The sequence below is a fragment of the Amycolatopsis sp. genome (assembly GCF_025464955.1).
GTDB lineage: Bacteria > Actinomycetota > Actinomycetes > Mycobacteriales > Pseudonocardiaceae > Amycolatopsis.
In genome coordinates, this window is sequence record NZ_JAODNM010000130.1 from 55,987 (window position 1) to 81,874 (window position 25,888).

The 25,888-nt window shown below is 68.0% G+C and carries 22 protein-coding genes; 17 read left to right on the forward strand and 5 right to left on the reverse strand.

From position 1 onward, the window contains the following. The 12 genes from JWQ81_RS34195 to nuoN are packed head-to-tail and all read left to right on the forward strand — an operon-like array spanning position 1 to position 14,825. Positions 1-762: an NADH-quinone oxidoreductase subunit C gene (locus JWQ81_RS34195; protein ID WP_297547968.1), complete on the forward strand. Its 762-nt coding sequence runs from the start codon at positions 1-3 to the stop codon at positions 760-762. Further along, a complete protein-coding gene (locus JWQ81_RS34200; protein ID WP_297547970.1) occupies positions 759-2,132 on the forward strand; it encodes an NADH-quinone oxidoreductase subunit D in 1,374 nt (457 codons plus the stop codon). Before JWQ81_RS34195 ends, JWQ81_RS34200 begins: the two co-directional genes overlap by 4 nt. Further along, a complete protein-coding gene (gene nuoE / locus JWQ81_RS34205; protein WP_297547972.1) occupies positions 2,129-2,881 on the forward strand; it encodes an NADH-quinone oxidoreductase subunit NuoE in 753 nt (250 codons plus the stop codon). Before JWQ81_RS34200 ends, nuoE begins: the two co-directional genes overlap by 4 nt. Continuing rightward, positions 2,878-4,173: an NADH-quinone oxidoreductase subunit NuoF gene (gene nuoF / locus JWQ81_RS34210; RefSeq protein WP_297547975.1), complete on the forward strand. Its 1,296-nt coding sequence runs from the start codon at positions 2,878-2,880 to the stop codon at positions 4,171-4,173. The genes nuoE and nuoF overlap by 4 nt, the downstream gene beginning before the upstream one ends. Beyond that, entirely contained in the window at positions 4,170-6,638 is a 2,469-nt protein-coding gene (locus tag JWQ81_RS34215; protein ID WP_297547977.1) for an NADH-quinone oxidoreductase subunit G, read from the forward strand. The genes nuoF and JWQ81_RS34215 overlap by 4 nt, the downstream gene beginning before the upstream one ends. Then, the gene (gene nuoH / locus JWQ81_RS34220) at positions 6,635-8,008 is read left to right on the forward strand and encodes an NADH-quinone oxidoreductase subunit NuoH (RefSeq protein ID WP_297547979.1); all 1,374 of its coding nucleotides are present in this window, start codon (positions 6,635-6,637) and stop codon (positions 8,006-8,008) included. The genes JWQ81_RS34215 and nuoH overlap by 4 nt, the downstream gene beginning before the upstream one ends. Next, on the forward strand, positions 7,995-8,534 hold the full coding sequence (nuoI, locus tag JWQ81_RS34225) for an NADH-quinone oxidoreductase subunit NuoI (RefSeq protein ID WP_297547980.1): 540 nt from the start codon (positions 7,995-7,997) through the stop codon (positions 8,532-8,534). The genes nuoH and nuoI overlap by 14 nt, the downstream gene beginning before the upstream one ends. Before the next feature lie 17 nt (positions 8,535-8,551). Continuing rightward, the gene (locus tag JWQ81_RS34230) at positions 8,552-9,415 is read left to right on the forward strand and encodes an NADH-quinone oxidoreductase subunit J (protein WP_297548017.1); all 864 of its coding nucleotides are present in this window, start codon (positions 8,552-8,554) and stop codon (positions 9,413-9,415) included. Further along, complete coding sequence (gene nuoK, locus JWQ81_RS34235; protein ID WP_297547982.1) at positions 9,412-9,711, forward strand: NADH-quinone oxidoreductase subunit NuoK; 300 nt, start codon at positions 9,412-9,414, stop codon at positions 9,709-9,711. Before JWQ81_RS34230 ends, nuoK begins: the two co-directional genes overlap by 4 nt. 10 nt (positions 9,712-9,721) lie before the next feature. Then, entirely contained in the window at positions 9,722-11,620 is a 1,899-nt protein-coding gene (nuoL, locus tag JWQ81_RS34240) for an NADH-quinone oxidoreductase subunit L (protein WP_297547984.1), read from the forward strand. Beyond that, on the forward strand, positions 11,617-13,227 hold the full coding sequence (locus JWQ81_RS34245; protein ID WP_297547986.1) for an NADH-quinone oxidoreductase subunit M: 1,611 nt from the start codon (positions 11,617-11,619) through the stop codon (positions 13,225-13,227). Before nuoL ends, JWQ81_RS34245 begins: the two co-directional genes overlap by 4 nt. 14 nt (positions 13,228-13,241) lie before the next feature. Next, the gene (gene nuoN, locus JWQ81_RS34250) at positions 13,242-14,825 is read left to right on the forward strand and encodes an NADH-quinone oxidoreductase subunit NuoN (RefSeq protein WP_297547988.1); all 1,584 of its coding nucleotides are present in this window, start codon (positions 13,242-13,244) and stop codon (positions 14,823-14,825) included. A gap of 69 nt (positions 14,826-14,894) precedes the next feature. On the opposite strand, the gene JWQ81_RS34255 is transcribed toward nuoN, so the two are convergent. Beyond that, positions 14,895-15,542, reverse strand: coding sequence for a hypothetical protein (locus JWQ81_RS34255; protein ID WP_297547990.1), 648 nt, complete (start codon positions 15,540-15,542; stop codon positions 14,895-14,897). A 449-nt stretch (positions 15,543-15,991) separates the two neighbouring features. Here JWQ81_RS34255 and JWQ81_RS34260 point away from each other — a divergent pair, with 449 nt between their 5' ends. Together JWQ81_RS34260 and JWQ81_RS34265 are read left to right on the forward strand one after the other, a co-directional pair. Then, positions 15,992-17,014: a polyprenyl synthetase family protein gene (locus JWQ81_RS34260; RefSeq protein ID WP_297547992.1), complete on the forward strand. Its 1,023-nt coding sequence runs from the start codon at positions 15,992-15,994 to the stop codon at positions 17,012-17,014. A gap of 81 nt (positions 17,015-17,095) precedes the next feature. Continuing rightward, a complete protein-coding gene (locus tag JWQ81_RS34265; RefSeq protein WP_297547993.1) occupies positions 17,096-18,427 on the forward strand; it encodes a hypothetical protein in 1,332 nt (443 codons plus the stop codon). Between the two features lie 85 nt (positions 18,428-18,512). Here the strand turns inward: JWQ81_RS34265 and JWQ81_RS34270 are convergent, their stop codons facing one another. The 4 genes from JWQ81_RS34270 to JWQ81_RS34285 all read right to left on the reverse strand — a co-directional run bounded on the left by JWQ81_RS34270 (position 18,513) and on the right by JWQ81_RS34285 (position 23,053). Next, entirely contained in the window at positions 18,513-19,580 is a 1,068-nt protein-coding gene (locus tag JWQ81_RS34270; RefSeq protein WP_297547995.1) for a 2-oxoacid:ferredoxin oxidoreductase subunit beta, read from the reverse strand. Beyond that, positions 19,577-21,529, reverse strand: a complete 1,953-nt coding sequence (locus JWQ81_RS34275) for a 2-oxoacid:acceptor oxidoreductase subunit alpha (protein ID WP_297547997.1) — start codon at positions 21,527-21,529, stop codon at positions 19,577-19,579. Before JWQ81_RS34275 ends, JWQ81_RS34270 begins: the two co-directional genes overlap by 4 nt. A 280-nt stretch (positions 21,530-21,809) precedes the next feature. Beyond that, positions 21,810-22,577 carry an enoyl-CoA hydratase gene (locus JWQ81_RS34280; protein WP_297547999.1) on the reverse strand — a complete coding sequence of 256 codons (768 nt, stop codon included), beginning with the start codon at positions 22,575-22,577 and terminating at the stop codon, positions 21,810-21,812. 29 nt (positions 22,578-22,606) lie between these two features. Beyond that, entirely contained in the window at positions 22,607-23,053 is a 447-nt protein-coding gene (locus JWQ81_RS34285) for an Lrp/AsnC family transcriptional regulator (protein ID WP_297548001.1), read from the reverse strand. Between the two features lie 73 nt (positions 23,054-23,126). Between JWQ81_RS34285 and ddaH the strand changes: the two genes are divergently transcribed. From ddaH to JWQ81_RS34300, 3 genes are all read left to right on the forward strand, one after another. Next, a complete protein-coding gene (gene ddaH, locus JWQ81_RS34290) occupies positions 23,127-23,978 on the forward strand; it encodes a dimethylargininase (RefSeq protein WP_366942365.1) in 852 nt (283 codons plus the stop codon). A gap of 99 nt (positions 23,979-24,077) precedes the next feature. Beyond that, a complete protein-coding gene (locus tag JWQ81_RS34295; RefSeq protein ID WP_297548003.1) occupies positions 24,078-24,743 on the forward strand; it encodes a polysaccharide deacetylase family protein in 666 nt (221 codons plus the stop codon). A 144-nt stretch (positions 24,744-24,887) separates the two neighbouring features. Further along, entirely contained in the window at positions 24,888-25,592 is a 705-nt protein-coding gene (locus JWQ81_RS34300) for a glycoside hydrolase family 75 protein (protein ID WP_297548005.1), read from the forward strand. Positions 25,593-25,888: the final 296 nt, after the last annotated feature.

Below are 25,888 nucleotides of genomic sequence, written 5' to 3' on the forward strand. Positions count from 1 at the left end.
GTGCCTGAAACCCCTGACACCAGCCCGGAAACGGGCGGTCCGCAGTCCAGCGCCGAACGTCCCGAAGCCGGCCTGGAGCCCCAGGGCGCCCGCCCGGCCGAGCCGGTCGTCACCGGTTCCCAGCGCCAGGGAATGTTCGGCGTCCACGGCTCGGGTGACACGTCCGGGTACGGCGGCCTGCGGCTCCCCGCGTTCGCCCCGGCCCCGGCTGAGCGCCCGTACGGCGGCTGGTTCGACGAGTTCGCCGACGAGTTCTACGCGGCCCTGTCGGACAACGGCGTCCCCGCGGAAGCCATCCTGCAGACGACGGTCGACCGCGGCGAGATCACCTTCTACGTCGCCCGCGAGCACCTCATCGCGATCTGCACGACCCTGCGCGACGACGCCGGCCTGCGGTTCGAGCTGTGCAGCTCGGTGTCCGGGGTGGACTACGGCGTCGACGTCCCGCAGCGCCTGCACTCGGTCTACCACCTGACATCGATGACGTACCGGCGGCGGATCCGGCTCGAGGTCACCCTCGACATCGAGGATGCGCACGTACCGTCGCTGGTGGGGCTCTACCCGACCGCCGACTGGCAGGAACGCGAAGCCTGGGACATGTTCGGGATCATCTACGACGGCCATCCCGCGCTGACCCGGATCCTCATGCCGGACGACTGGGACGGCCATCCCCAGCGCAAGGACTACCCGCTCGGCGGGATCCCGGTCGAATACAAGGGCGCGGAGATCCCGCCGCCGGACCAGCGGAGGTCTTACTCATGACAACCCCCGCCGATGCCAGCACCGGCACCGACACGACGCCCATCGGTTCCGACAGCGTCGATGACGTCGACTACGCCGACTCCCGCGAGACCACCGAAGGCCGGGTCTACTCGGTCTCCGGCGGCGACTGGGACGACGTCGTCGCCGACGCGCTGCACGACGAGCGCATGGTCATCAACATGGGCCCGCAGCACCCGTCGACGCACGGCGTGCTCCGGCTCGTGCTGGAGATGGAGGGCGAAACCGTCACCCAGCTCCGGTCGGTCATCGGGTATCTCCACACCGGGATCGAGAAGAACTGCGAGTACCGCACCTGGACCCAGGGCGTCACCTTCGTCACGCGCATGGACTACCTCGCGCCGCTGTCGAACGAGATGACGTACTGCCTCGGGGTCGAGCGGCTGCTCGGCATCAAGGCCCCGCGCCGCGCCGAGCTGCTCCGGGTGCTGCTGCTGGAGCTCAACCGCATCGGCTCGCACTTCGTCTACATCGCGACCGGCGGCATGGAGCTCGGCGCCACCACCGCGATGACGCTCGGTTTCCGTGAGCGCGAAGAGGTCCTTCACCTGCTGGAGCACCTGACCGGCCTGCGGATGAACCACGCGTTCATCCGCCCCGGCGGGCTCGCGCAGGACATGCCGGAGGACTTCCACGAGAAGGTCACCGACTTCTGCAAGCTGATGGACCAGCGCCTTCCCTTGTACGACAAGCTCTTCACCGGTCAGCCGATCTGGCGGAACAGGCTCAAGGGCGTCGGCTACCTGCCCGTCGACGCGTGCTTGGCCCTCGGCGTTACCGGGCCCGTGCTCCGGTCCGCCGGGCTCCCGTGGGACCTGCGCAAGACCGAGCCGTACTCCTGCTACGAGGAGTTCGACTTCGAGATCCCGACCTCGAACGACGCGGACTGCTGGGCGCGGTACCTGATCCGCGTCGAGGAGATGCACCAGAGCCTCAAGATCATCCGGCAGGTGCTCAAGAAGCTCGAGCCCGGCCCGGTCATGGTCGAGGACAAGAAGGTCGCCTGGCCCGCGCAGCTTTCCGTGGGCGCCGACGGTACCGGCAACTCCCTCGAGCACGTCCGCAAGATTATGGGCCAGTCGATGGAATCGCTGATCCACCACTTCAAGCTGGTCACCGAGGGCTTCAAGGTCCCGCCGGGCCAGGTCTACGTGCCGATCGAGTCGCCGCGCGGCGAGCTCGGCGCGCACCTGGTGTCCGACGGCGGCACGCGGCCGCTGCGGGTGCACATGCGGGAACCGAGTTTCGTGAACCTGCAGGCCATGCCCGCCATGGCCGAGGGCGGCCTGGTCGCCGACGTGATCGCCGCCATTGCCTCGATCGACCCCGTGATGGGGGGAGTGGACCGATGAGCAGTACTGAACAGTCCCACGTGGATACCGAGATCTTCGACGCGGACATCGTGGCGAAGGCGGAGAACCTGATCGAGCGGTACCCGCAGTCCCGGTCGGCGCTGCTGCCGATGCTGCACCTCGTGCAGTCGGTGCAGGGGTACGTCAGCCAGGAGGGAATCTCCTTCTGCGGCGGGCTGCTCGGCCTGTCCGACGCCGAGGTCACCGCGGTCGCGACGTTCTACACGATGTACAAGCGGCGTCCGTGCGGTGAGCACCTGGTGAGCATCTGCACCAACACGTTGTGCGCCGCGCTCGGCGGTGATGCCATCTACAAGGCCGTGCAGGAACACCTCGGAACCGATGGGAAGCCGTTGGGCCACGAGGAAACCGTCGGAACGCCGGGTGAGCCGGGCTCGATCACCCTCGAGCACGCCGAGTGCCTCGCGGCCTGTGACCTGGCGCCGGTGCTGCAGGTCAACTACGAGTTCTACGACAACCAGACGCCGGAGAAGACGATCGCGCTGGTCGACGCGCTGCGGGCGGGCAAGAAGCCGGCGCCGACGCGCGGTGCGCCACTGAGCGACTTCAAGGGTGCCGAGCTGCAGCTCGCCGGGTTCTTCCCGGAGGACGAGGCGACGTACCGGGCCGATGTCGACGGACCGTCCCAGGCAGTGGAAACCCTGCGGGGCGCCCAGATCGCGCAGGACCGCGGCTGGACCGCGCCGGCGACCGAGGATGTCCCGCTGCCGGAGGTGCAGGCGAAATGACCGCAGATCCGATTACTCCGGTTCTCACCAAGCGCTGGCTGTCGCCCAAGTCGTGGACGCTGGCCAGTTACGAGCAGCTCGAGGGCTACACCGCGGCGCGCAAGGCGCTGAAGAGCACTCCTGAGCAGATCGTCCAGCTGATCAAGGACTCCGGCCTGCGCGGCCGCGGCGGCGCGGGCTTCCCGGCCGGGGTCAAGTGGTCGTTCATGCCGCAGAACTTCGACAAGCCGCATTACCTGGTGATCAACGCCGACGAGGGCGAGCCGGGCACGTGCAAGGACATCCCGCTGATGATGGCGGACCCGCACTCGCTCATCGAGGGCTGCATCATCGCCTCGTACGCGATGCGCTCGAACCATTGCTTCATCTACGTCCGCGGTGAGGCGCTGCACTGCATCCGCCGGCTCAATGCGGCGGTGCGCGAGGCGTACAACGCCGGATACCTCGGCATCGACATCCTCAAGTCCGGCTTCAACCTCGACATCACCGTGCACGCGGGCGCCGGGGCGTACATCTGCGGCGAAGAGACGGCACTGCTCGACTCGCTGGAGGGCCGTCGCGGCCAGCCGCGGCTCAAGCCGCCGTTCCCCGCGGCCGCCGGCCTCTACGCGGCGCCGACCACGGTCAACAACGTCGAGACCATCGCGAGCGCGCCCTACATCGTCAACGCGGGCTCCGACTGGTTCCGCAAGATGGGCCGCGAGAAGTCGCCGGGCCCGAAGATCTACTCGATCTCCGGTCACGTCGAGCTCCCCGGCCAGTACGAGTGCCCGCTGGGCACGACGCTGCGCGAGCTGCTGGACATGGCGGGCGGCATGAAGGACGGCATCCCGCTGAAGTTCTGGACGCCGGGCGGGTCCTCGACGCCGATGTTCACCGTCGAACACCTCGACACCCCGCTGGACTTCGAAGGCGCGGCCGAGGCCGGGTCGATGCTCGGCACGACGGCCGTGCAGGTCTTCAACGAGACCGTCTCCGTGCCGTGGGCCGTGATGAAGTGGACCCAGTTCTACGAGCACGAGTCCTGCGGCAAGTGCACGCCGTGCCGTGAAGGCACCTACTGGCTCGCGAAGATCCTGGAGCGCATGGTCGACGGCCACGGCACCGAGGAGGACATCGACACCATGCTCGATGTCTGCGACAACATCTTCGGCCGCTCGTTCTGCGCGCTGGGCGACGGCGCGGTGTCGCCGATCGTCAGCGGGATCAAGTACTTCCGGGACGAGTTCCTGGCGTTGTGTGACACCAACAAGAACAAGACTGAGACTGAGCTTGTAGGAGCACCGGCATGACGATGGCTCCAGAAGAGACCAAAACCGAGACGCCGGTGCCCGAAGGCCACGTCAAACTGGTCATCGACGGTGAAGAAGTCATCGCCCCCAAGGGCGAGCTGCTGATCCGCACCGCCGAGCGCCTCGGCACGGTCATCCCGCGGTTCTGCGACCACCCGCTGCTCGACCCGGCGGGCGCCTGCCGCCAGTGCCTGGTCGAGGTCGAAATGGGCGGCCGTCCGATGCCGAAGCCGCAGGCCTCGTGCACGATGACGGTCGCCGACGGCATGGTCGTCAAAACGCAGCTCACCTCGGCCGTCGCGGACAAGGCGCAGGGCGGGGTGATGGAGCTGCTGCTCATCAACCACCCGCTGGACTGCCCGATCTGCGACAAGGGCGGCGAGTGCCCGCTGCAGAACCAGGCGCTCGCGCACGGGCGCACGGAGTCGCGGTTCGTCGACACCAAGCGCACCTTCGCGAAGCCGCTGCCGATCTCGTCGCAGGTCCTGCTGGACCGGGAACGCTGCGTGCTCTGCCAGCGCTGCACCCGGTTCTCCGCGCAGATCGCCGGCGACCCGTTCATCGAGCTCCTCGAGCGCGGCGCGCACCAGCAGATCGGCACCGCCGAGACCGCCGATGTCCTAGGGATGGCGGGCCGGACGACAGAGTCTGATGCCTCCTCGGCGGAAATGCTTACCTCGTCGGGAGGTCAGCCGTTCCAGAGCTACTTCTCCGGCAACGTCATCCAGATCTGCCCGGTCGGCGCGCTGACCAGCGCCGCGTACCGGTTCCGCTCGCGGCCGTTCGACCTGGTGTCCTCGCCGAGCGTGTGTGAGCACTGCTCGTCGGGTTGCGCCGAGCGGACCGACTTCCGCCGCGGCAAGGTCACCCGCAAGCTCGCCGGTGACGACCCGCAGGTCAACGAAGAGTGGCTCTGCGACAAGGGCCGCTTCGCGTTCCGTTACGCGCAGGCCGGCGACCGCATCCGCCGCCCGCTCATCCGCAACGCCCAGGGCGAGCTCGAAGAGACCTCCTGGACCGAAGCGTTGCGCATTGCCGCCGATGGGCTCGCGAAGGCCCGCGACGGCAAGGGTGCCGCTGTGCTCCCCGGTGGCCGGCTGACCGTCGAGGACGCCTACGCGTACTCGAAGTTCGCCCGACTTGTGTTGCACACCAACGACATCGACTATCGCGCCCGGGCGCACTCCGCCGAGGAGCTCGCGTTCCTGCAGGCGCACGTCGTCGGCCGGACCCCGGAGAACGGCGTCACGTTCGCCGCGATCGAAGCCGCGCCCACCGTGTTGTGCGTGGCTTTCGAGCCGGAAGAAGAAGCCCCGATCGTATTCCTGCGGCTGCGCAAGGCCGCCCGGACCAAGCGCACCAAGGTCGTCCACTTGGGACAGTGGACCACGCCTTCGGTGAGCAAGACGTTCGGCGAACTGCTGGCCTGCGTGCCCGGCGGCGAGCCCGCCGCGCTCGACGGGATCGCCCAGCACGCGCAGGACCTCGACGCCCAGCTCAACGCCGAAGGCGCGGTGATCCTGGTCGGCGAACGTGCCGCCGAGGTCCCGGGCCTGTTCTCGGCGCTGCAGCGGCTGTCCGAGCGCACCGGCGCCCGGATCGCCTGGATCCCGCGCCGGGCGGGCGAACGCGGCGCGGTCGAGGTCGGCGCACTGCCGGCAGCGCTGCCCGCCGAGGTTGGAAAGGCTTGGGGCGCAACGCTTCCGGCTGAGCCTGGACGCGACCTCAGCGGCATCCTCGCCGCCGCCGCGGCCGGTCAGCTCGACGGTCTGCTCGTCGGCGGGGTCGACCCGTACGACCTGCCCGACCCGGCCGCCGCACTGGACGCCTTCCGCGCTGCCGGGTTCGTCGTGAGCCTGGAGCTGCGGCCGAGCGCGGTCACCGAGTTCGCCGACGTCGTCCTGCCGATCGCGCCTTCGATCGAGAAGGCCGGTTCGTACCTCAACTGGGAGGGCAGGCACCGGCCCTTCGACGCCACGGTCGAAAACACCGGCGCGCTGTCCGACTGCCGAGTGCTCGACACGCTCGCCGTCGAGATGGACGTCGACCTGTTCACCCAGACCCCGGCTGCCTCGGCCGCCGACTTCGCGAAGCTTCAAAGCTCCCTCAGGGCCACTCCCGTGGCGTTCAATGTGGCCCCGAGGGAACGCCCCGCACTGGGTGACGGGCAGGCGGTGCTCGCGACCTGGCGGCAGCTGATCGACAAGGGATCGCTGCAGGTCGACGAGCCGCATCTGGCCGGCACGGCCAGGCCGGTGGTCGCCAGGCTGTCCGCCGCGACGGCCAACGGCTTCGGAGTCGTCAAGGTGTCGACGGACCGCGGTTCGATCACCCTGCCGGTGGAGGTCTCGGACCTGCCGGACGGCGTGGTCTGGCTGCCCGCGAACTCGGCAGGCTCCCAGGTCCGCGCGTCGCTCGGCGCCGGACACGGTGCGGTCGTCGCCATCACCGGAGGTGAGTTGTGACGCAGTTCTTCGCGCAGGTCCCGGATCACCTGACCCGGGCCCAGCTCCTTGCGCAGGACCCGTGGTGGCTGGTCCTGATCAAGGCCGTGGTCATCCTGCTGATCGGCCCGATCCTGACGATCCTGCTGATCGTCTGGGAGCGCAAGGCCGTCGGCCGGATGCAGAACCGGCCCGGTCCGAACCGGGTGGGCCCCAACGGTTACCTGCAGTCCCTCGCCGACGCGATCAAGCTGCCGTTCAAAGAGCAGATCATCCCGGACACCGCCGACCGCAAGGTGTACTTCCTCGCGCCGATCCTGGCCGCGGTCCCCGCGCTGATCGCGCTGGCGGCGATCCCGTTCGGCCCCGAGGTGTCGATCTTCGGCCACCGCACGGTGCTGCAGCTGGTCGACCTCCCGGTCGGCGTGCTGGTGATCCTGGCCTGTTCCGCGATCGGGGTGTACGGCATCGTGCTCGCCGGCTGGTCGTCCGGCTCGCCGTACCCGCTGCTCGGTGGTCTCCGCTCGGCCGCGCAGGTGATCTCATACGAGATCGCGATGGGCCTCTCGCTCGTCGCCGTAGTCCTCTACGCCGGCTCGCTGTCCACCGGCGACATCGTCCTCGCCCAACAGGGCGGTTGGTACTTCTACCAGCTCATCCCGAGTTTCGTGATCTACCTGATCTCCATGGTCGGCGAGACCAACCGCGCGCCCTTCGACCTCCCCGAGGCCGAGTCGGAGCTGGTCGGTGGTTTCCACACCGAGTACAGCTCGATGAAGTTCGCGATGTTCTTCCTCGCCGAGTACGTCAACATGGTGATCGTCTCGTCGTTCTGCGTCACGCTGTTCCTCGGCGGCTGGATGTTCCCGTTCGTGGGCGCGGATTCCGCGCTGAACCACGGCTGGTGGCCGATCCTCTGGTTCCTGGCGAAACTCTTCGTGCTGCTGTTCGGGTTCATCTGGCTCCGCGGCACGCTGCCGCGGCTGCGGTACGACCAGTTCATGCGGCTCGGGTGGAAGGTCCTCGTCCCGGTCAACCTGCTGTGGATCGTGGTGGTGGTCGCGGTCAAGGCGATCAAGAACAACGGCGGCCTGTCCACCGGGCAGATCCTCATCGGCGGCGGTGTGATCATCGTGTTCGCCTTCCTGCTGGCGATGCTGCTGCCGGACAAGAAGGTCATCGACGAGGACTACGTGCCGATCACCGGTGGCGGGTTCCCGTTGCCGCCGCTCGATTTGAAGGTCCCCGAGACCACGCCGCGGCAGAAGGCGCTGGCCAAGGCGCAGGCGAGGGCGAAGCGCAAGCCCGCGGTGGTCACCGCCGGCGGCGGGGCGACCGAAGCCGGCGAAGCGAACGCAGTTCAGGAAGGGGCACAAGATGGGGATATTTGATCCCATCAAGGGCTTCGGAGTCACCTTCTCGACGATGTTCAAGAAGGTGGCCACGGAGGAGTACCCGGAGGCCGGTGCGCCCGCCGCGCCGCGCTACCACGGGCGCCACCAGCTCAACCGGCATCCGGACGGGCTGGAGAAGTGCGTCGGGTGCGAGCTGTGTGCCTGGGCGTGCCCGGCCGACGCGATCTTCGTCGAAGGCGGCGACAACACCGAGGAAGCCCGGTTCTCGCCGGGCGAACGGTACGGCGCCGACTACCAGATCAACTACCTGCGCTGCATCGGCTGCGGGCTGTGTGTCGAGGCCTGCCCGACCCGGTCTCTGACGATGATCAACTTCTACGAACTCGCCGACGACGACCGTCAGCGCCTGATCTTCACGAAGGAGGACCTGCTCGCTCCACTCCTTTCCGGGATGGAGCAGCCGCCGCACCCGATGCGGCTAGGCGATAACGAGCAGGACTACTACGTGAACGGGCCGCAGCTGGAGCTTGCGCGTCAGCAGCAGCAGGAGGCGGGCAAGTGATCTCCTTGACTTCCACCATGTTGCTCGCGCAGGACGCCGGCGCGGGTTCGGTCGGCACCGGCGAGGCCATCGCGTTCTGGATCCTCGGCCCGATCTGCGTGCTCGGCGCCCTGGGCATGATCTTCTCCCGCGGCGCGGTGCACTCGGCGCTGTGGCTGGTGCTGACCATGCTGTCGCTGGGCGCGCTGTACATGATGCAGCAGGCGCCGTTCCTCGGGTTCACGCAGATCATCGTCTACACCGGCGCGATCATGATGCTGTTCCTGTTCGTGCTGATGCTCGTCGGCCGGGAGAGTTCCGACTCGGTCGTCGAAGTGCTGCGCGGCCAGCGGCTGATGGCCACGTTGCTCGGCATCGGGCTGGCCGGCCTGATCGCCGGCGGCCTGACCCGCGCGTTGACCAGCGTCACCCCGGCCGCCGAGCTGGACCCGGCGACCCCGCAGGGCGGTGGCGCCGGCGGCCTCGGGCGGCTGATCTTCACCGACTACCTGTTCCCGTTCGAGCTGACCTCGGCGCTGCTCATCACCGCCGCGCTCGGCGCGATGGTGCTGGCCTTCAGCGACCGGCATGCCAAGGGCGGCAAGCGGACCCAGAAGGAGCTCGTCGAGGCGCGGTTCCGCGGCGAGTACGAGCGGCCTTCACCGCTGCCCGGTCCCGGTGTCTTCGCCACCGCGAACTCGGTCGCCACCCCGGCGCTCCTGCCGGACGGTTCGGTGGCCCCGGAGTCGCTTTCGGCGCTCATCGAGTCGACGTCGGCCGCCCGGCTCGAAGCTGAGCGCAAGCGGGTCGCCGACCAGGGCGAGCACCCGGACGCCCGCGCGCTCGTCGGCGGACCGGCCGTGAAGCCTGCGGAAGACACCGGAGAGGACGAAGAGAAGTGACTCCCACCTACTACCTCCTCTTGTCGGCGCTGCTGTTCTGTATCGGAGCCGTCGGAGTACTGGTGCGGCGCAACGCGATCGTCGTGTTCATGTGCATCGAGCTGATGCTCAACGCGGTCAACCTCACGCTGGTCACGTTCGCCAGGATCAACGGCGGGCTCGACGGCCAGGTGATGGCGTTCTTCGTGATGGTCGTGGCCGCCGCCGAGGTCGTTGTCGGCCTGGCGATCATCATGTCGATCTTCCGCACCCGGCGCTCGGCCTCGGTCGACGACACCAACCTGCTGAAGTACTAGGGGTTCAAGAGTGACCGCATCATCGTGGCTGTTGGTGGCTTTTCCCGCCCTCGGCGCACTTGTCCTGCTCCTGGGCGGCAAGCGCACGAACTCGTGGGGCCACCTGCTCGGCGTCGCCACCGTCGCACTGTCCTTTGTCTACGCCGTAGTCCTCTTCTTCGCGGCGGATGGCAAGGCCACTGTGGACACGAAGCTGTTCTCGTGGATCCCGGTGGGCGCCCTCCAGGTCGACTTCGGACTGCGGGTGGACTCGCTGTCCCTGACGTTCATCCTGCTGATCACCGGCGTGGGTCTGCTGATCCACTTCTACTCGATCGGCTACATGTCGGGGGACGTGGACCGGCGGAAGTTTTTCGCGTACCTCAACCTGTTCGTCGCCTCGATGCTGATCCTGGTGCTGGGCAACAGCTTCCTCACGCTGTATCTCGGCTGGGAAGGTGTCGGCCTGGCGTCCTACCTGCTGATTGGCTTCTACCAGGACCGCCCTTCGGCTGCCACGGCGGCGAAGAAGGCCTTCCTGATGAACCGGGTCGGTGACATCGGCCTCGCCATCGCGATCTTCCTGATGTACAAGTACATCGGCAGCACCGGTTATTCCCAGGTGTTCGCCGGGATTTCGCACGTGCCGCCTGGCGCGATCACCGCGATCGCCCTGATGCTGCTCCTCGGTGCCTGCGGTAAGTCCGGCCAGTTCCCCTTGCAGGGCTGGCTTCCCGACGCGATGGAGGGCCCGACCCCGGTCTCGGCCCTGATCCACGCGGCGACGATGGTCACGGCCGGGGTCTACCTGGTGGCCCGCTCGAATCCGATCTTCGACCTGACCCCGGACGGCAGGCTGGTCGTCACCATCATCGGCGCGATCACGCTGCTGATCGGGTGCATCATCGGCTGCGCGTACGACGACATCAAGAAAGTCCTCGCGTACTCCACGGTCAGTCAGATCGGGTACATGATGCTGGCGGTCGGGCTCGGCCCGTTCGGTTACGCGCTGGGCATCATGCACCTGGTCGCGCACGGCTTCTTCAAGGCAGGCCTCTTCCTCGGCGCCGGTTCGGTCATGCACGCCATGAACGACGAAGTCGACATGCGGAAGTTCGGCGGGCTGTGGAAGAAGATGCCGATCACCTTCGTCACCTTCGGCCTCGGCTACCTCGCGCTGATCGGCATCCCGCCGTTTTCCGGGTTCTTCACCAAGGACGCGATCATCGAAGCCGCGTTCGGCCAGGAAGGCTGGCGCGGCTGGGTGTTCGGCCTCGCCGCGATGCTGGGCGCCGGGCTGACGGCGTTCTACATGACGCGACTGGTGCTGATGACCTTCTTCGGCAAGGAACGATGGAAGGACATCAAGAGTACTGACGGCCGGGACTTCCATCCCCACGAGTCGCCCCGCTCGATGACTGTCCCGATGATCATCCTGGCGATCGGTTCGGTCGTCGCCGGCGCCTTCTTCAAGCTCGGCGACAGGTTCGCCGACTGGCTTTCCCCGACCGTCGGGAAGCTGCAAGCGGCCGAGCACAGCGTGCTTCCGTCCGGGCTGATCTCGATACTGACGATCGTGCTCTCGCTGCTCGGGGTCGGCGCCGCTTGGCTCTTCGTGGGCCGCAAGGACGTTCCGGTGACGCGTCCCGAGCGGGTATCGGTCTTCGTCCGGGCCGCGCGTAACGACCTCTACGGCAACACGCTCAACGAGACACTGGTCGCCCGCCCGGGCACCTGGCTCTCGCGGGCACTGGTGTTCGTGGACAACCGGGGCGTGGACGGCGCCGTCAACGGCCTGTCCGCACTGCTCGGCGGTGCGTCCGGCCGGATGCGCCGGTTGCAGACCGGGTTCGTCCGCTCCTACGCGCTGTCCATGCTGGGCGGCACGTTCCTGATCGTGGCAGCACTCCTGCTGGTGAGGTTCTCATGACTTGGTTGCTAGCCCTCATCCTGCTGCCCGTCGTCGGGGCAGTCGTGGTCGCTGGGATGAAGAACAACGACAAGCTGGCGACGGCCACCGCGCTGATCGTGTCGCTGGTCGAGCTCGCGCTGATCATCCCGTTGTGGGCGAACTACTCGCCGAGCGGCGCGCGGATCCAAGAAGCGTCCACAATGGACTGGATCCCGACCTTCGGCATCCACATCTCGTTCGGGGTCGACGGCATCGCGCTGATCATGATCGCGGTCATCGCGCTGCTGATCCCGATCGTGATCGGCGGGGTCGGCCGGTTCGACAAGCTCCCCGCCGGCCGCAGCGCGGGCGGGTACCTGTCGCTGATCCTGCTGCAGCAGGCGACCACGATCGCGGTCTTCGCGGCCACCGACGTGTTCCTGTTCTACGTGCTGTTCGAGATCATGCTGATCCCGATGTACTTCCTCATCGGTGGTTACGGCGGCCCGAACCGGCAGTACGCGGCGGTCAAGTTCTTCCTGTACTCGTTCCTCGGCGGCCTGATCATGCTGGCCTCGGCGATCGGGGCGTACTCGCTGTCGGTCGACAAGTACGGCAAGGGCACCTTCGACTGGGCCACGCTGGTCACGGTCGTCCGGGACGCGCCGACGTCGACGCAGATCTGGCTGTTCCTCGGCTTCTTCCTGGCCTTCGCGATCAAGGCGCCGCTGGTGCCGTTCCACACCTGGCTGCCGGACGCCGCGGGGCAGGCGCCGATCGGCGTCGCCGTGCTGGTCGTCGGTGTGCTGGACAAGGTGGGGACGTTCGGTTTCCTGCGCTACCTGATCCCGATGTTCCCGGCGGCGAGCAAGCAGCTCGCGCCGCTCGTGCTCGTTCTCGCGGTGGTCGGGGTGATCTACGGATCGATCCTCGCGGCCGGGCAGACGGACATGAAGCGGTTCATCGCCTACGTCTCGATCGCCCACTTCGGCTTCATCGCGCTGGGCATCTTCAGCTTCAACGAGCAGGCCATGGTCGGCTCGGTCTCGTACATGCTCAACCACAGCCTGGCGACCGGGATGCTGATCGTGGTGGTCGGGCTGGTCATCATGCGCGGCGGGTCCTCGCGGATCTCCGACTACGGCGGTATGGGCAAGGTGACCCCGCTGCTCGGCGGGATGCTGCTGATCGCCGGTCTGTCGACGCTGTCGCTGCCGGGTACGAACTCCTTCATCAGTGAGTTCCTGGTGCTGCTGGGGTCGTTCACGACGCAGCCGGTGTACACGATCATCGCGACGGTCGGCATGGTGCTCGCAGCGGTCTACGTGCTGTGGCTGTACCAACGCGTCATGCAGGGTCCGGTCCGCGGTGACGCTCTGATGGAGACAGTCGTGCACAGCACGTCCGTTGAGGGTGGCGGTGAGCGACGGGCGGGCGGCGTCGGCGGCGGCCCCGGCACTGCCTTGGCGCCGGAGCTCGGCGCCAAGAAGGCCATCAAGGACCTGGGCGGCAAGGAAATCGCGCTGCTGGTCCCGTTGGTCGTACTGATCATCGGTCTCGGTTTCTACCCGAAGCCGATTCTGGACACGATCACCCCGTCCGTGCAGGCGACGCTGAGCTCGGTCACCGCACAGGGAGGCAAGTAACTGTGTTTCTTGAGATGACGGGGTTCGCCCAGTCCTTCCTCGCGCAGCAACCAGCGCCGATCGCGACGCCCCAGGTCAACTACTGGGCCGTCGCGCCGATGCTGATCGTCCTCGGGGTCGCGTGCGTCAGCGTGCTGTTCGAGGCCTTCCTGCCGAAACATCTGCGCTGGTCGATGCAGGTCGCCCTGAGCTTGGTCGGGTTGGTGGTCGCCGGTGTCGCGCTCGTCTGGTACGGCAGCATCGGCAGCACGTCTTCGGCCGGGCTGACGACGTTCAACCGGGCGATCTCGGTCGACCGGCCGTCGTTGTTCCTCTGGGGAACGTTGCTGCTGCTGGCTTTCGGCGCGGTCCTGCTGATCGCGGACCGTTCGGTCGAGCCCGGCGGCGCGTTCGTCGCGCAGGCCGCGATCCGGCCAGGCACGTTCCAGGACCGGGCGCAGGTCCAGTCCACCGGCATGCAGACCGAGGTCTTCCCGCTGACGCTGTTTGCGCTCGGCGGCATGATGGCCTTCTGCGCGGCGAACGACCTGCTCACGATGTTCATCGCGCTGGAAGTCCTGAGCCTGCCGCTGTACCTGATGTGCGGTCTCGCGCGTCGGCGCCGGCTGCTCTCTCAGGAGTCGGCGGTCAAGTACTTCCTGCTCGGCGCGTTCTCCTCGGCGTTCTTCCTTTATGGACTCGCGCTGCTCTACGGCTACGCGAACTCGGTGAAGCTGAGCGACATCGCCACCGCGGCCGCCGGTTCCGACCGGTCCGACACGCTGCTGTTCGCCGGGATGGGCCTGCTCGTGGTCGGCCTGCTGTTCAAGGGCTCGGTCGGGCCGTTCCACACCTGGACCCCGGACGTCTACCAGGGCGCGCCGACGCCGGTCACCGCGTTCATGGGCGCGTGCACCAAGGTTGCCGCGTTCGGCGGGATCTTGCGGGTGATCACCGTCGCGTTCGGCTCGACGAGCTGGGAATGGCGCGGGGTGCTGTGGGCCGTCGCGATCGTGTCGATGGTGATCGGCGCGGTGCTGGGCCTGACGCAGACCGACGTGAAGCGCATGATCGCGTACTCCTCGATCGCGCACGCCGGCTTCCTGCTCGTCGGTGTCCTCGCGATAACCAAGGAAGGCCTGTCCGGCACGCTGTTCTACCTGCTGGCGTACGGCTTCACGACGTTGGCGGCCTTCGGCGTGGTCAGCCTGGTGCGCGACTCGCGCGGTGAGGCGACCCATCTGTCCGCCTGGGCGGGGCTGGCCAAACGCTCGCCCGTGCTGGCGGCGGTGTTCACGTTCCTGTTGCTGGCCTTGGCGGGTATCCCGTTGACGAGCGGGTTCATCGGAAAGTTCGTGGTGTTCTCGGCCGCGCTGTCCGACGGTATGGCCCCGCTGGTCGTGATCGCGCTGGTCGCGAGCGCGGTGGCGGCGTTCTTCTACCTGCGGGTCATCGTGCTGATGTACTTCTCGGAGCCCGCCGCGGACGGCCCGACGGTGACCCTGCCGGGCGCCTTCACCACCACCGCGATCGCGCTCGGCGTGCTCGTCACCCTGGTACTGGGCATCGCGCCGGCGTTCGCCCTGAACTGGGCCGGCGCCGGCGGTTTCGCCTCGTAGGTCGTTTCAGCTGGACGTGAAGGCCACCTTCACGGCGTAATCGGCCGTGAAGGTGGCCTTCACGGCTTTCTAGCCGACCGGGGTGCAGGCAGTCGCGCCGAGGACGATGTCGCCCGTGATGTGCGACGCCGGCTTGAACCGGATGTGCAGTGTGTTCAGCGCGATGCTGCCGTCGGCCGGGTTCGGCAGGATGTACTCGCCGAAGGTGATCTCCGCGAGCACTGTGCTGCCTTGCTTCACCTGGTGTACGTAGCCCGACGGGATCTGCGCCGGGAGCCCGGTCAGGCCGGACATGCCGCCGAAGGTCCAGCCCGCGCTCGTGCCGGTCGACGAGCCGGTGCAGGTGGCGCCGTACGTCTTGATCCTGAGGGTGGTGCCGGCCAGCGCGGTCAGGGCGAAGTCCTTGCCGGTGGCCACGGACTGCGTCGTCTTGGCGCCGTTGGCGGTGGTCGTCGTGCAGGTGGTCGTGCCGCCGCCGAGGGTCACCCCGGACTTGACGACGGGTCCCGACGACGCCGTCGCGGGCCCCTGGAGGCTGCAGGGTGCCAGCGACGGGACCGAAACCTGGCTCTGGTTGCCTTTGGTGAAGGCGACCGAGCCCAGTGACGCGGTGCCGTTCGTGGGCGCGGTGGCCTGTGCGGGGGTCGCGCCGAGGGCGAGTGCGGCGAGCAGGATCGCGCCGCCGAGTCCCAGCCTGTTCATCCTGGTAGTGCGCATATCGCTCTCCTGTGGTCGCGGAGTTGTCCTCCGGTGAGACGAATATCCGCGCGGGCGCCCCGGGCGTTAGACGATCTTGAAAGCATCCACCCGATCGAGGAGCCGTTGGCCCCCGTTGGTGATGCGATCGACATCCGATCGTGCGGTGGGCCACAGATCCGTACATTTTTGGCCGGGACCCGCGCCCGGCTGCTGGCCGACCTGGACGAGCAGGGGACTCCGTGGCCGAGCAGGAGACCACGTTCCTTAGCATGCCTAAGCGCTACATTTAGCCCGCTAACTGCACTTCAGGGGCTTGCGGCGGCCCGCGTGGGGAGCGCGTCGCCCCTGGTCGGGGGCCAGGTGTCACGTTCGTCACCGTTTCCGCTGTACCGCAGGTCAACGGCTCCGCAGGGGTTGCCATTACGCTGGTAACGACCCCGACCCAGTGTTGAGAGAGTGGAGCCGACGTGTCAGTTCAGGGTGGCGCCATCGAAGACCTGCGCGCGACCGTCGGCCTGCAGATCGACGACGAGCAGCTGTTGCGCAAGCTCGCGGGCGGATTGAACGCGGTCGAAGAGCTGCTGCGCGAGACGGTACGCAGTGACGTCAAGGCCGTGAACGACGCCGCATCGCACCTGGTGGAAGCCGGGGGCAAACGTTTCCGTCCTATGTTCACCCTGCTGTCCGCGCAGTTCGGGGAGAAGGAGAACGAGGACCACGTCATCATCGCCGCCGCCGCGGTGGAGCTCGTGCACCTGGCGACGCTCTACCACGACGACGTGATGGACGAGGCCACGATGCGGCGCGGCGCCGAGAGCGTCAACGCCCGCTGGGACAACACCATCGCCATCCTCACCGGCGACTTCCTGTTCGCGCACTCGTCGCGGCTGGTGGCCGACCTCGGCACGGACGCGGCGCGGATCATCGCGGAGACCTTCGGCGAGCTCGTCACCGGCCAGATGCGGGAGACCGTCGGGCCGAGCGACGGCGAGGACCCGGTCGAGCACTACCTGACCGTCATCGCGCAGAAGACCGGCTCGCTGATCGCCACGGCCGGCCGGTTCGGCGGCATGATGTCGGGCGCCCCGGACGACTACATCGACTCGCTGCGCCGCTTCGGCGACATCATCGGCACGGCGTTCCAGATCTCCGACGACATCCTCGACATCGCGTCCGAGTCCGACGAGCTGGGCAAAGCACAGGGCACCGACCTCCGCGAGGGCGTCCGCACCCTGCCGATGTTGTACGCGCTCGCCGACCCCGCCACGGACCTCCGGCTCGTCGAGCTGCTGGCCGGTCCCATCAGTGACGATGCCCAGGTCACAGAGGCTCTCGATCTTCTGCGGGCCTCTGCGGGCCTCGATCGAGCGAGGGCTACCCTTTCCGACTACGCTCAGCGCGCGCGTGCCGAACTTGCTTCGCTTCCCGCTTCACCCGCGCGGGACGCGTGCGAATCGGTTGCCGACTACCTGGTCGCGCGCACGCACTGAAGGGGCATGCGGGGATGCCGGACGGGGCTGTAGTACCGGCCTCGGCCGAGCTGTTCGCATAAGACACAGGAGACGGCGGATATGTCCATTTTCGGGCAGGTTTGGCTGTGGAGCCTGCTGGCATTCGTCATCGGCGCGGTCCTGACCTGGCTCGTCCTGGTCCTGCCCGCGCGGAAGCGGATCCGCACGCTGGAAAGCCGGCTGGCCGTGGCACACGCCGAGACGACGCGCGCCGTCGTCCAGCAGCCGGCGCAGCCGGTCGACGAGGCGGCTGCCACGACGACGTACCTCGAACGTCATGCCATCGGCACGTTCGACGAGGAGCAGCAGTACAGCGAGCCGACTACCGTCGAACCCGCGCTGTACCCCGAGTCGGCTTTGGATCACTACCCCGAGCTGGAGATCCACAAGGAAACGGATCCGTTCGAGGAGCAGTTCGCCGAGTTCGACGAGTTGGCCGCGCGGCCGTCGAGCCAGCCGACGTTCGAGCCGGAACCCGAGCGGTCCATCTCGCCGCCCACGGAGTACTTCCAGCCGGTGCCGGAAGCGGAGGCGGAGCCCGAGCCGCCGGTCGCCGACCTCCTCGAGTCGTCCCTGTCCGACACGCTGGAGCCCTCGGTCGGCGAGTCCCTGTTCCAGCCGGGCGTCGAGCCCGAGCACGAGCAGCACCCGGAACCCGAGCCGCTCGTGCCGCGCTGGTTCGACCGCGACGAAGAAGAGGACCTCCCCGAGCGCTCGCCGTTCGAGGAGCCGTCCGCGCCGCACTCCTACTTCGACGACTCTCCCGCGACCGAGCTCTTCCAGGCACCGGCCGCGCGTCACGCCGAGCCGGTGGCCGACGTCGGCGGGCACGAGGCAGCCGAGCCCGAGGCACCCCAGTTCGGCGGCATCGAGCCCTTACCCGAGGCGGAACACGTGGAGACCACGTACGCGTTCGGCTCGGCGGATCGGCCGGAGCCGTCGGGGGTTTCCGAGTCGCCCATGGAGGAGACTCAGATCCTGCCCAAACGCCAACGCCGTGAGTCACCCCGAGGCGGCTTCGATCCGCCTCGGCCGATCCAGCCGTCGATGCGCGCTGTCGAGCGCCGCGAGCCGAGCCCGGAGCTGACCGGCGGGCACAGCGGGTCCCTGTTCGAGCCGTCCGTGCCGCCGAACCAGCAGACGCCCCCCGAGCCGGTCGCCTCGCGGCACCAAGTCGCGGACTCGTCCGTCCCGGCCGGACCGTTCGGTCCGGGTTCGGCGATGCCGCGGCCGGGCGGTGGTCGTCCGGCCGACGAGTTCGCCGTCAAGGCGAGCGTCACCGCGCTGCGCTACTGCACCGAGGACTCCGCGCAGTTCCCGCGCATGGTGGCCGAGGTCTGGTTCCGCACCCCGGACGACGCCGAGCGCGTCGGATTCAGGCCGCTCACGTAGGTAGGACGCAAGGACCCCTCGGGGCCACCCCTGTTGCGTTGAACGCCACAAGGGTGGCCCCGAGGGGTCTTTTGCGCGACTGGACCTAAGGCGCGACTGTCCAGGTGTCCTTGCCGAGGAGCAGGGACTGCAGGTCCGGAGCCTTCGCCTGCTGCGCGGCGGAGACCTGCGCGCGGGCCTGGTCGTCGTAGGTGGGCCGGGCGACGTTGCGCAGGATGCCGATCGGCGTGTGCGACAGGTTCTGGTCGCCGATCCGTGACAGCGCGAACGCGTACGCCGGGTCCACGATGCCCGGGTTGTGCACGACGAGGTTCTCCTCGCCGATGTTCGACACCTTGCCGACATCGAGGCCGCCCCAGTCGCTGCGGGTGACGCCGTACTCCTGCTCGGGGCCGAACCGGATGGGCTCGCCTGCCTTCAGCGGGATCAGCCGCTGCGCGGCCTCTTCCTTGTCCTTCAGCACGTCGAACGCGCCGTCGTTGAAGATCGGGCAGTTCTGGTAGATCTCCACCAGCGCCGAACCGCGGTGCTCGGCGGCGGCCTGCAGGACCTCGGTCAGCCCGGCCTTGTCGGAGTCCAGCGCGCGGCCGACGAAGGACGCCTCGGCGCCGATCGCCAGTGACAGCGGGTTGAACGGGGTGTCGACCGAGCCCATCGGGGTGGACTTGGTGACCATGCCCGGGTTCGACGTCGGCGAGTACTGGCCCTTGGTCAGCCCGTAGACGCGGTTGTTGAACAGCAGGATCTTCAGGTTCACGTTGCGGCGCAGCGCGTGGATCAGGTGGTTTCCGCCGATGGACAGCGCGTCGCCGTCCCCGGTGACGACCCACACCGACAGGTCCGGGCGCGAAGTGGCGAGCCCGGTCGCGATCGCCGGCGCGCGGCCGTGGATCGAGTGCATGCCGTAGGTGTTCAGGTAGTACGGGAACCGCGAGGAGCAGCCGATCCCGGAGATGAACACGATGTTCTCGGGCTTGAGGCCGAGCGTCGGCAGGAACGACTGGACGGCGTTGAGCACGATGTAGTCACCGCAGCCGGGACACCAGCGGACCTCCTGGTCGCTCTTGTAGTCCTTGGCCTTCTGCGGGGCGTCGGTCGTCGGCACCAGCGCCAGGCCACCGAGCTCGGGAAGACCCAAGTCAATCGCGGTCACTTCGCCGCCTCCTTGCTGTTAACGCTGCTGCTCGCGGTAATGACGTCGGTGAAGACGCCCTGCAGTTCCTCTGCCTTGAACGCCATGCCGGTGACCTTGGTGTAGCTGTGGACGTCGATGAGGTACTTCGCCCTCAACAACATCGCTAACTGGCCCAGGTTCATTTCAGGCAGCACCACGGTGTCGTAGGACTTGAGGATGGCGCCGAGGTTCGACGGGAACGGGTTGAGGTGGCGCAGGTGCGCCTGCGCGATCGGCATGCCCTCCTTGCGGACCCGGCGGCACGCCGCGCCGATGGGGCCGTATGTCGAGCCCCAGCCCAGCGCGAGCACGCGTGCCTTGCCGCGAATGGGGGTACCCCCAACGTCAGTGGGGGGAGGGTCGTCGACGATGAGGTCCGGCACGTCGATGCCGTCGATCTTGGCCTGCCGCAGCCGGACCATCTTCTCGTGGTTGGCCGGGTCGTAGGAGATGTGCCCGGTGCCGTCGGCCTTCTCCAGCCCGCCGATGCGGTGCTGCAGGCCAGGGGTGCCCGGCACCGCCCAAGCGCGGGCGAGGGTCTCGGGGTCGCGCACGTACGGCCAGAACTCGGCGGAGCCGTCGGTGGCGTTCGGCTCGCTCGCGAACTCGACCCGCAGGTCGGGCAGGTCTTCGACGTTCGGGACCAGCCACGGCTCGGAGCCGTTCGCGATCGCGCCGTCGGACAGCAGCATCACCGGCGTCCGGTACTTCAGCGCGATGCGGGTGGCTTCGATCGCGGCGTCGAAGCAGTCCGCGGGGGACATCGGCGCGACGATCGGGACCGGGGACTCGCCGTTGCGGCCGAACATCGCCTGCAGCAGGTCGGCCTGCTCGGTCTTGGTCGGCAGCCCGGTCGACGGGCCACCGCGCTGGACGTCGATGACGACCAGCGGCAGCTCGGTCATCACGCCGAGCCCGACGGCCTCGGACTTCAGCGCCACACCGGGGCCCGACGTCGAGGTGATGCCCAGCGCGCCGCCGTAGGACGCGCCGAGCGCGGCGCCGATCCCGGCGATCTCGTCCTCGGCCTGGAAGGTGAGGATGTTGAAGTTCTTGTGCTTCGACAGCTCGTGCAGCACGTCGGAGGCCGGGGTGATCGGGTACGTACCGAGCAGGATCTGCAGCCCGGACTGCTGCCCGGCGGCGATGAGGCCGTAGGCCAGTGCGGTGTTGCCGGTGATCTGCCGGTAGGTGCCCTGGTCCAGCTTGGCCGGCGCGACCTTGTACGTCGTCGCGAACGACTCGGTGGTCTCGCCGTAGTTCCACCCGGCGCGGAACGCCAGGATGTTCGCCTCGGCGATGTCGGCCTTCTTGGCGAACTTCTCCCGCAGGAAGGTCTCGGTGCCGTCGGTGGGGCGGTGGTACATCCACGAGAGCAGGCCGAGGGCGAACATGTTCTTCGCGCGCTCGGCGTCCTTCTTCGACAGGCCGGTGGCTTCCAGCGCGCCGCGGGTCAGGGTCGACATGGCGACCTGGTGCACGGTGAACGAGGTCAGCGTGCCGTCTTCGAACGGGTCGCCGTCGAAGCCGACCTTCACCAGGTTGCGCTTGGAGAAGTCGTCGGTGTTGACGATGATCATGCCGCCCTTGGGCACGTCGGCGAGGTTCGCCTTGAGCGCGGCCGGGTTCATCGCGACGAGCACGTCCGGCCGGTCGCCGGGGGTCAGGATGTCGTAGTCGGCGAAATGCACCTGGAACGAGGAGACGCCGGGGATGGTGCCCTGAGGCGCGCGGATCTCGGCGGGGAAGTTGGGCATGGTGGACAGGTCGTTGCCGAACGCCGCCGCTTCCGAGGTGAATCTGTCCCCGGTCAGCTGCATACCGTCACCGGAGTCGCCCGCGAAGCGGATGACCACCCTGTCCAACTGGCTGATCTCCGTCTGCCGGGTGGCGGACAGCGCGCCGTTGCCGTTCACACTCGTGCTCATGGGTAAGGGAATCCCTCTCTCCCGACTCGCTTCATCGCTCTAGGCCGCTCTTGCCGCTGTGGCCGGAGCCCGGGCGCCTGCCATCAAGGCAACCACCCACACAACGAGGTTATCTCGTGAATTGACCGAAGACCGCCGGGTGTGACCACTGCATGGTCAATGCCGGATATTGACCCGAACCGGCCTAGGACAGGTGCCCAAATTTAGGTGTGACTCATAGTAACGGTTGACGTCGGAGCCCCGGTTGTGAGCCCCGTCTCTCTAGTGGAACAACCAGTCCTCAGCTACTTGTTCCGCGAATCTTGTTTCGCATGGCCGCGAGCCGCTCGGCGAAGCCGGGGGAGTCGAGCGAGGCCACCTGCGGCGCGATCTCGGCGTCCACGGCGTCGGCGTGCGCGCTCAGTGTCCTCGTAAGGCGCATGGACGCCTTCGTGGCCAGCACGAGCTCGCGTGGAGCCTCCGACGGCACCTTCGCGAGGCCTAGCGCCGCTTCGAGCAGGGCGTCGTGACCGCCCTCGACGCGGCGGAGCGCGAGCCCGGCGCGGACGGCCGCGTCGGCGTCGAGCACCTCGCCGAACAGCGTCATCGCGGCGGCCCGCTGCGGCCCGACGACCTGCTGGGCCATCCACGTCATCCCGCCGCCGGGATGCAGCCCCAGCTCCATGAACCGGGCGATGAACTTCGCGTGCGGGCCGGCGAGCCTGACGTCGGCGGCCAGCGCGAGGTTGAGCCCGGCGCCCACGGCCGCGCCGCCCACCGCCGCAATCGTCGGCAGTGTGCAGTTCGCGACGGCGAGGAACCCGGCGTAGATCGAGCGCAGGCCTTCTTCGCGGGCTTCCCCGAGCGCGGAGAGGTCCGCTCCGGCACAGAACGCGGGCGGGGTGCCGGTCACGACCACAGCGTGGACGTTCTCGTCGGCCTCAGCGGCGGCGACGGCGTCGGCGAGGTGCGCGGACAGGTCGAGGGTGAGCGCGTTGCGGCTGCCCGGGGCATGCACGGTGAGCACCGCGACCCGGCCGGTGTGCTCGGTCCGGATGGTGTCGGTCATCGGCCCACTCTCGCGTGCCGCCCGGTGCGTCAGGTCTCCGGGGTGGGCGGACGCTCCAGCAGCCGGGACAGCACGACCGTCGAAACAGTCCGGTCGATGATCTCCAGGCCGCGAAGGCGTTCGAGCGCGGTTTCGAGGTGGTGGATGTCCGCGGCCCGCAGGTGGACGATGGCGTCGGCGGCTCCGGACACGGTGTACGCCGCGACGACCTCGGGGAGCGGTTCGAGGCGGGCGCGGATGCGCGCGGGCGCCACGTTGCCCTGGCAGTGGACCTCGACGAAGGCCTCGGTGCCCCAGCCGAGCGCCTCCGGGTCGACGACCGCGGTGAACCCGCGCAGGACCCCGGTCTCCAGCAACCGGTCGACCCGGCGTTTGACCGCGGGCGCGGACAGGCCGACGACTTTGCCGATGTCGGCGTAGCTGGATCGCGCGTTGGCGACAAGCCGCGAAATGATTCGCTGGTCGATGGTGTTCATACGCAATGTTTAGCAGGTATACGCGCACTGAACAGCGATTGATTGCAGATCGACGGCGTCATACCCTCTACTTATGCAGGTTCCTGTGCCGCTGGACCAGATGCGAGTGCCCACCACCCGCCGCTACCTGATGTGCGCACCGCGCTTCTTCGCGGTCGAATACGTGATCAACCCCTGGATGGACCCGTCGCAGCCGGTCAGCGCCGAGCGCGCGGTCGCGCAGTGGACGGAGCTGCGCGACACCTACCGCCGCCTCGGCCACACCGTCGAGGAGATCGACCCTCAGCCCGGCCTGCCCGACATGGTGTTCGCCGCGAACTCCGGCACGGTCATCGACGGGCGCGTGCTCGGCTCGCGGTTCCGCGCCCCGCAACGCACCGCCGAGGCCGAGCATTTCCGCCGCTGGTTCACCGAACACGGCTACCGCGACATCACCATGCCGGAGAAGATCAACGAAGCCGAGGGCGACTTCGCCTGGACCGGCAAGCTGCTGCTGGCCGGCACCGGCTTCCGCACCGACCCGGCGGCGCACGCCGAAGCGCAGGAGACACTCGGGGTGCCCGTGGTGTCGCTGAACCTCGTCGACCCGCGGTATTACCACCTCGATACGGCGTTGTTCGTGCTCGCCGAGGCGACCGACACCACGTCCGCGCAGATCGCCTATTACCCCGCCGCATTCTCGGCCGGTTCACAGCGCGTGCTGGCGAGGCTGTTCCCGGATGCCGTGCTCGCCACGGCCGCCGACGCCGAGTGCTTCGGGCTGAACGGGGTGTCCGACGGCCGCAACGTCGTGCTGCCGCTGGAGGCGACCGCGCTGGCCGAACGCCTGGTCGCGCGGGGATACGCACCGGTGATGGTCGATATCTCCGAACTGCGGAAGGCCGGCGGCGGGCCGAAATGCTGCACGCTCGAGATTCGCAAGTAAATTTTCGTAGTCACAATTTTCTGTAGATAACGTAACTTCGGGCGCGCACCTGCGATTAATCGGGGAAAGAGCCGTACTAGTCCCCGAGCGAGGCGTTCGATGTCGTCAACCGTCGTGAATCTCACCGTTCACGGCATCGGTCGACCCCGCCGTGCCCTCGATCCGGGGGAGAACGAGAGCTGGGTGACCGTCGAGCAGTTCGAGCGCGTGCTCGACGCGGTGGCCGAACGGGACGACGTCAACCTCACTTTCGACGACGGCAACTCTTCCGACGTCGAGATCGCGCTGCCGCGGCTGGTCGAGCGCGGGCTGACGGCGGAGTTCTTCCCGCTCGCCGGCGGGCTCGGCGAGCGGGGCAGGGTCGATCGCGACGGCGTCCGCGCACTGGCCGACGCGGGCATGGCGATCGGCTCGCACGGCTGGGCGCATCGCGACTGGCGTCGACTCGGCGAGGCCGGGTTCGCGCAGGAGTTGACCGAGGCGTCGAGTCTGCTCGCCGATGCCGGCGGAGCGCCGGTCGAACGCGTGGCACTCCCGTTCGGTTTCTACGACCGGCGAGTGCTCGAACGGCTGCGGATGGCCGGCGTTGTCCGGGCGTATTCGAACGACGGCAGCCTGGCGCGCGAGGGCGACTGGCTCCAGTCGCGCACGAGCCTGCCGTGCGACCTCGACCGCGACTGGGTCGACATCGTCGTCGCCGGCAAGGGCATGTACCGGCAGGTGGCGCGCCGCGCGGCGCGGTACGTCAAGATCGGCCGCCGCTGACGGATTTGGTCACGCCCCGTGGTGTGGTGCCGGTGTAGTACGGAAAAACAACCCCTGATGGTCGCTTGTGTGCCGCGTCACAGTAGGTGCATCCTGTCCTTCTTGTCCGAGTAAAGAAGCTTTCCTAACTAAGGAAGGACTGGTATGCGGAAACTGATCCTGCTGGCGACCATGTTCCTGGCCGTCGCGCTCACCCCCGCCGCCGTGGCCTCGGCGAGCCCGTCGGTGCCCGCGGCGCCGGTCGTCAGCGCGGCACCTGCGGCCGCGCCGACCGCAGCCCAGTTGCTCGCGAAGATGAACAGCTGCAAGCAGATCTCGAACGGCAAGTACAAGACCGACGAGGACGTGAGCGCCAAGACCGTCGCCATCTGCGACGCCGCCGGCGCCGTGTTCTGGAAGGCCGATATGGACGTCGACTGCGACGGCCAGCGCACCAGCCAGTGCAACGAAAACACCGACTGCTGCTACCAGAACGACACCGCGTTCCACCAGTCCGACGGCAAACCGCTCATCGCGTCGAGCCTGCCTTACATCGTCGTGCCGAGTTCGAGCAGCATCTGGAAGTACGGCTCGTCCAACCTCAAGGGCGGCGGCTCCTGCGCGGTGATCTACAACGGCAACGTGGAATACGCCGTCATCGGGGACACCGGTCCGACCGCGATCATCGGCGAGGCTTCCTACGCCACCGCGAAGGCGCTCGGCATCAACCCGGACCCGAGCAACGGCGGCACCGACTCCGGCGTGACGTACCTGTGCTTCAAGAACTCCAAGGTTTCGCCCATCGAGAACCACACCACCGCGACGTCGGTCGGCCAGGGCCTCGCCGCCACCTTCGTCAGCAACAACTAGGCGGCTCGCGGCTGTCGTTGCGCGTCGCGTTGACGGACCCCTCGGGGTCACCCTTGTGGCTTTGAACGCTCTGATCCAGCCCACGTGCCCCGGCCGCCCCCAGTCCCTGCTGCGGTAGACCGCAGCCCGACACGACGTTCCCGTCCGGCACTTTCGTGCGCCGTGGGGTCCCTAGTACTCCAGCCGGACTTCGTGATGTCGCTGGTGGGCTGCCCGCAGGCAGGTGCGGCCACCAGTTGATCATGGTCGGTTGTGTGGACTAACCCTGATCGGCTGGTGGCCGCAGGCCCCAGCGT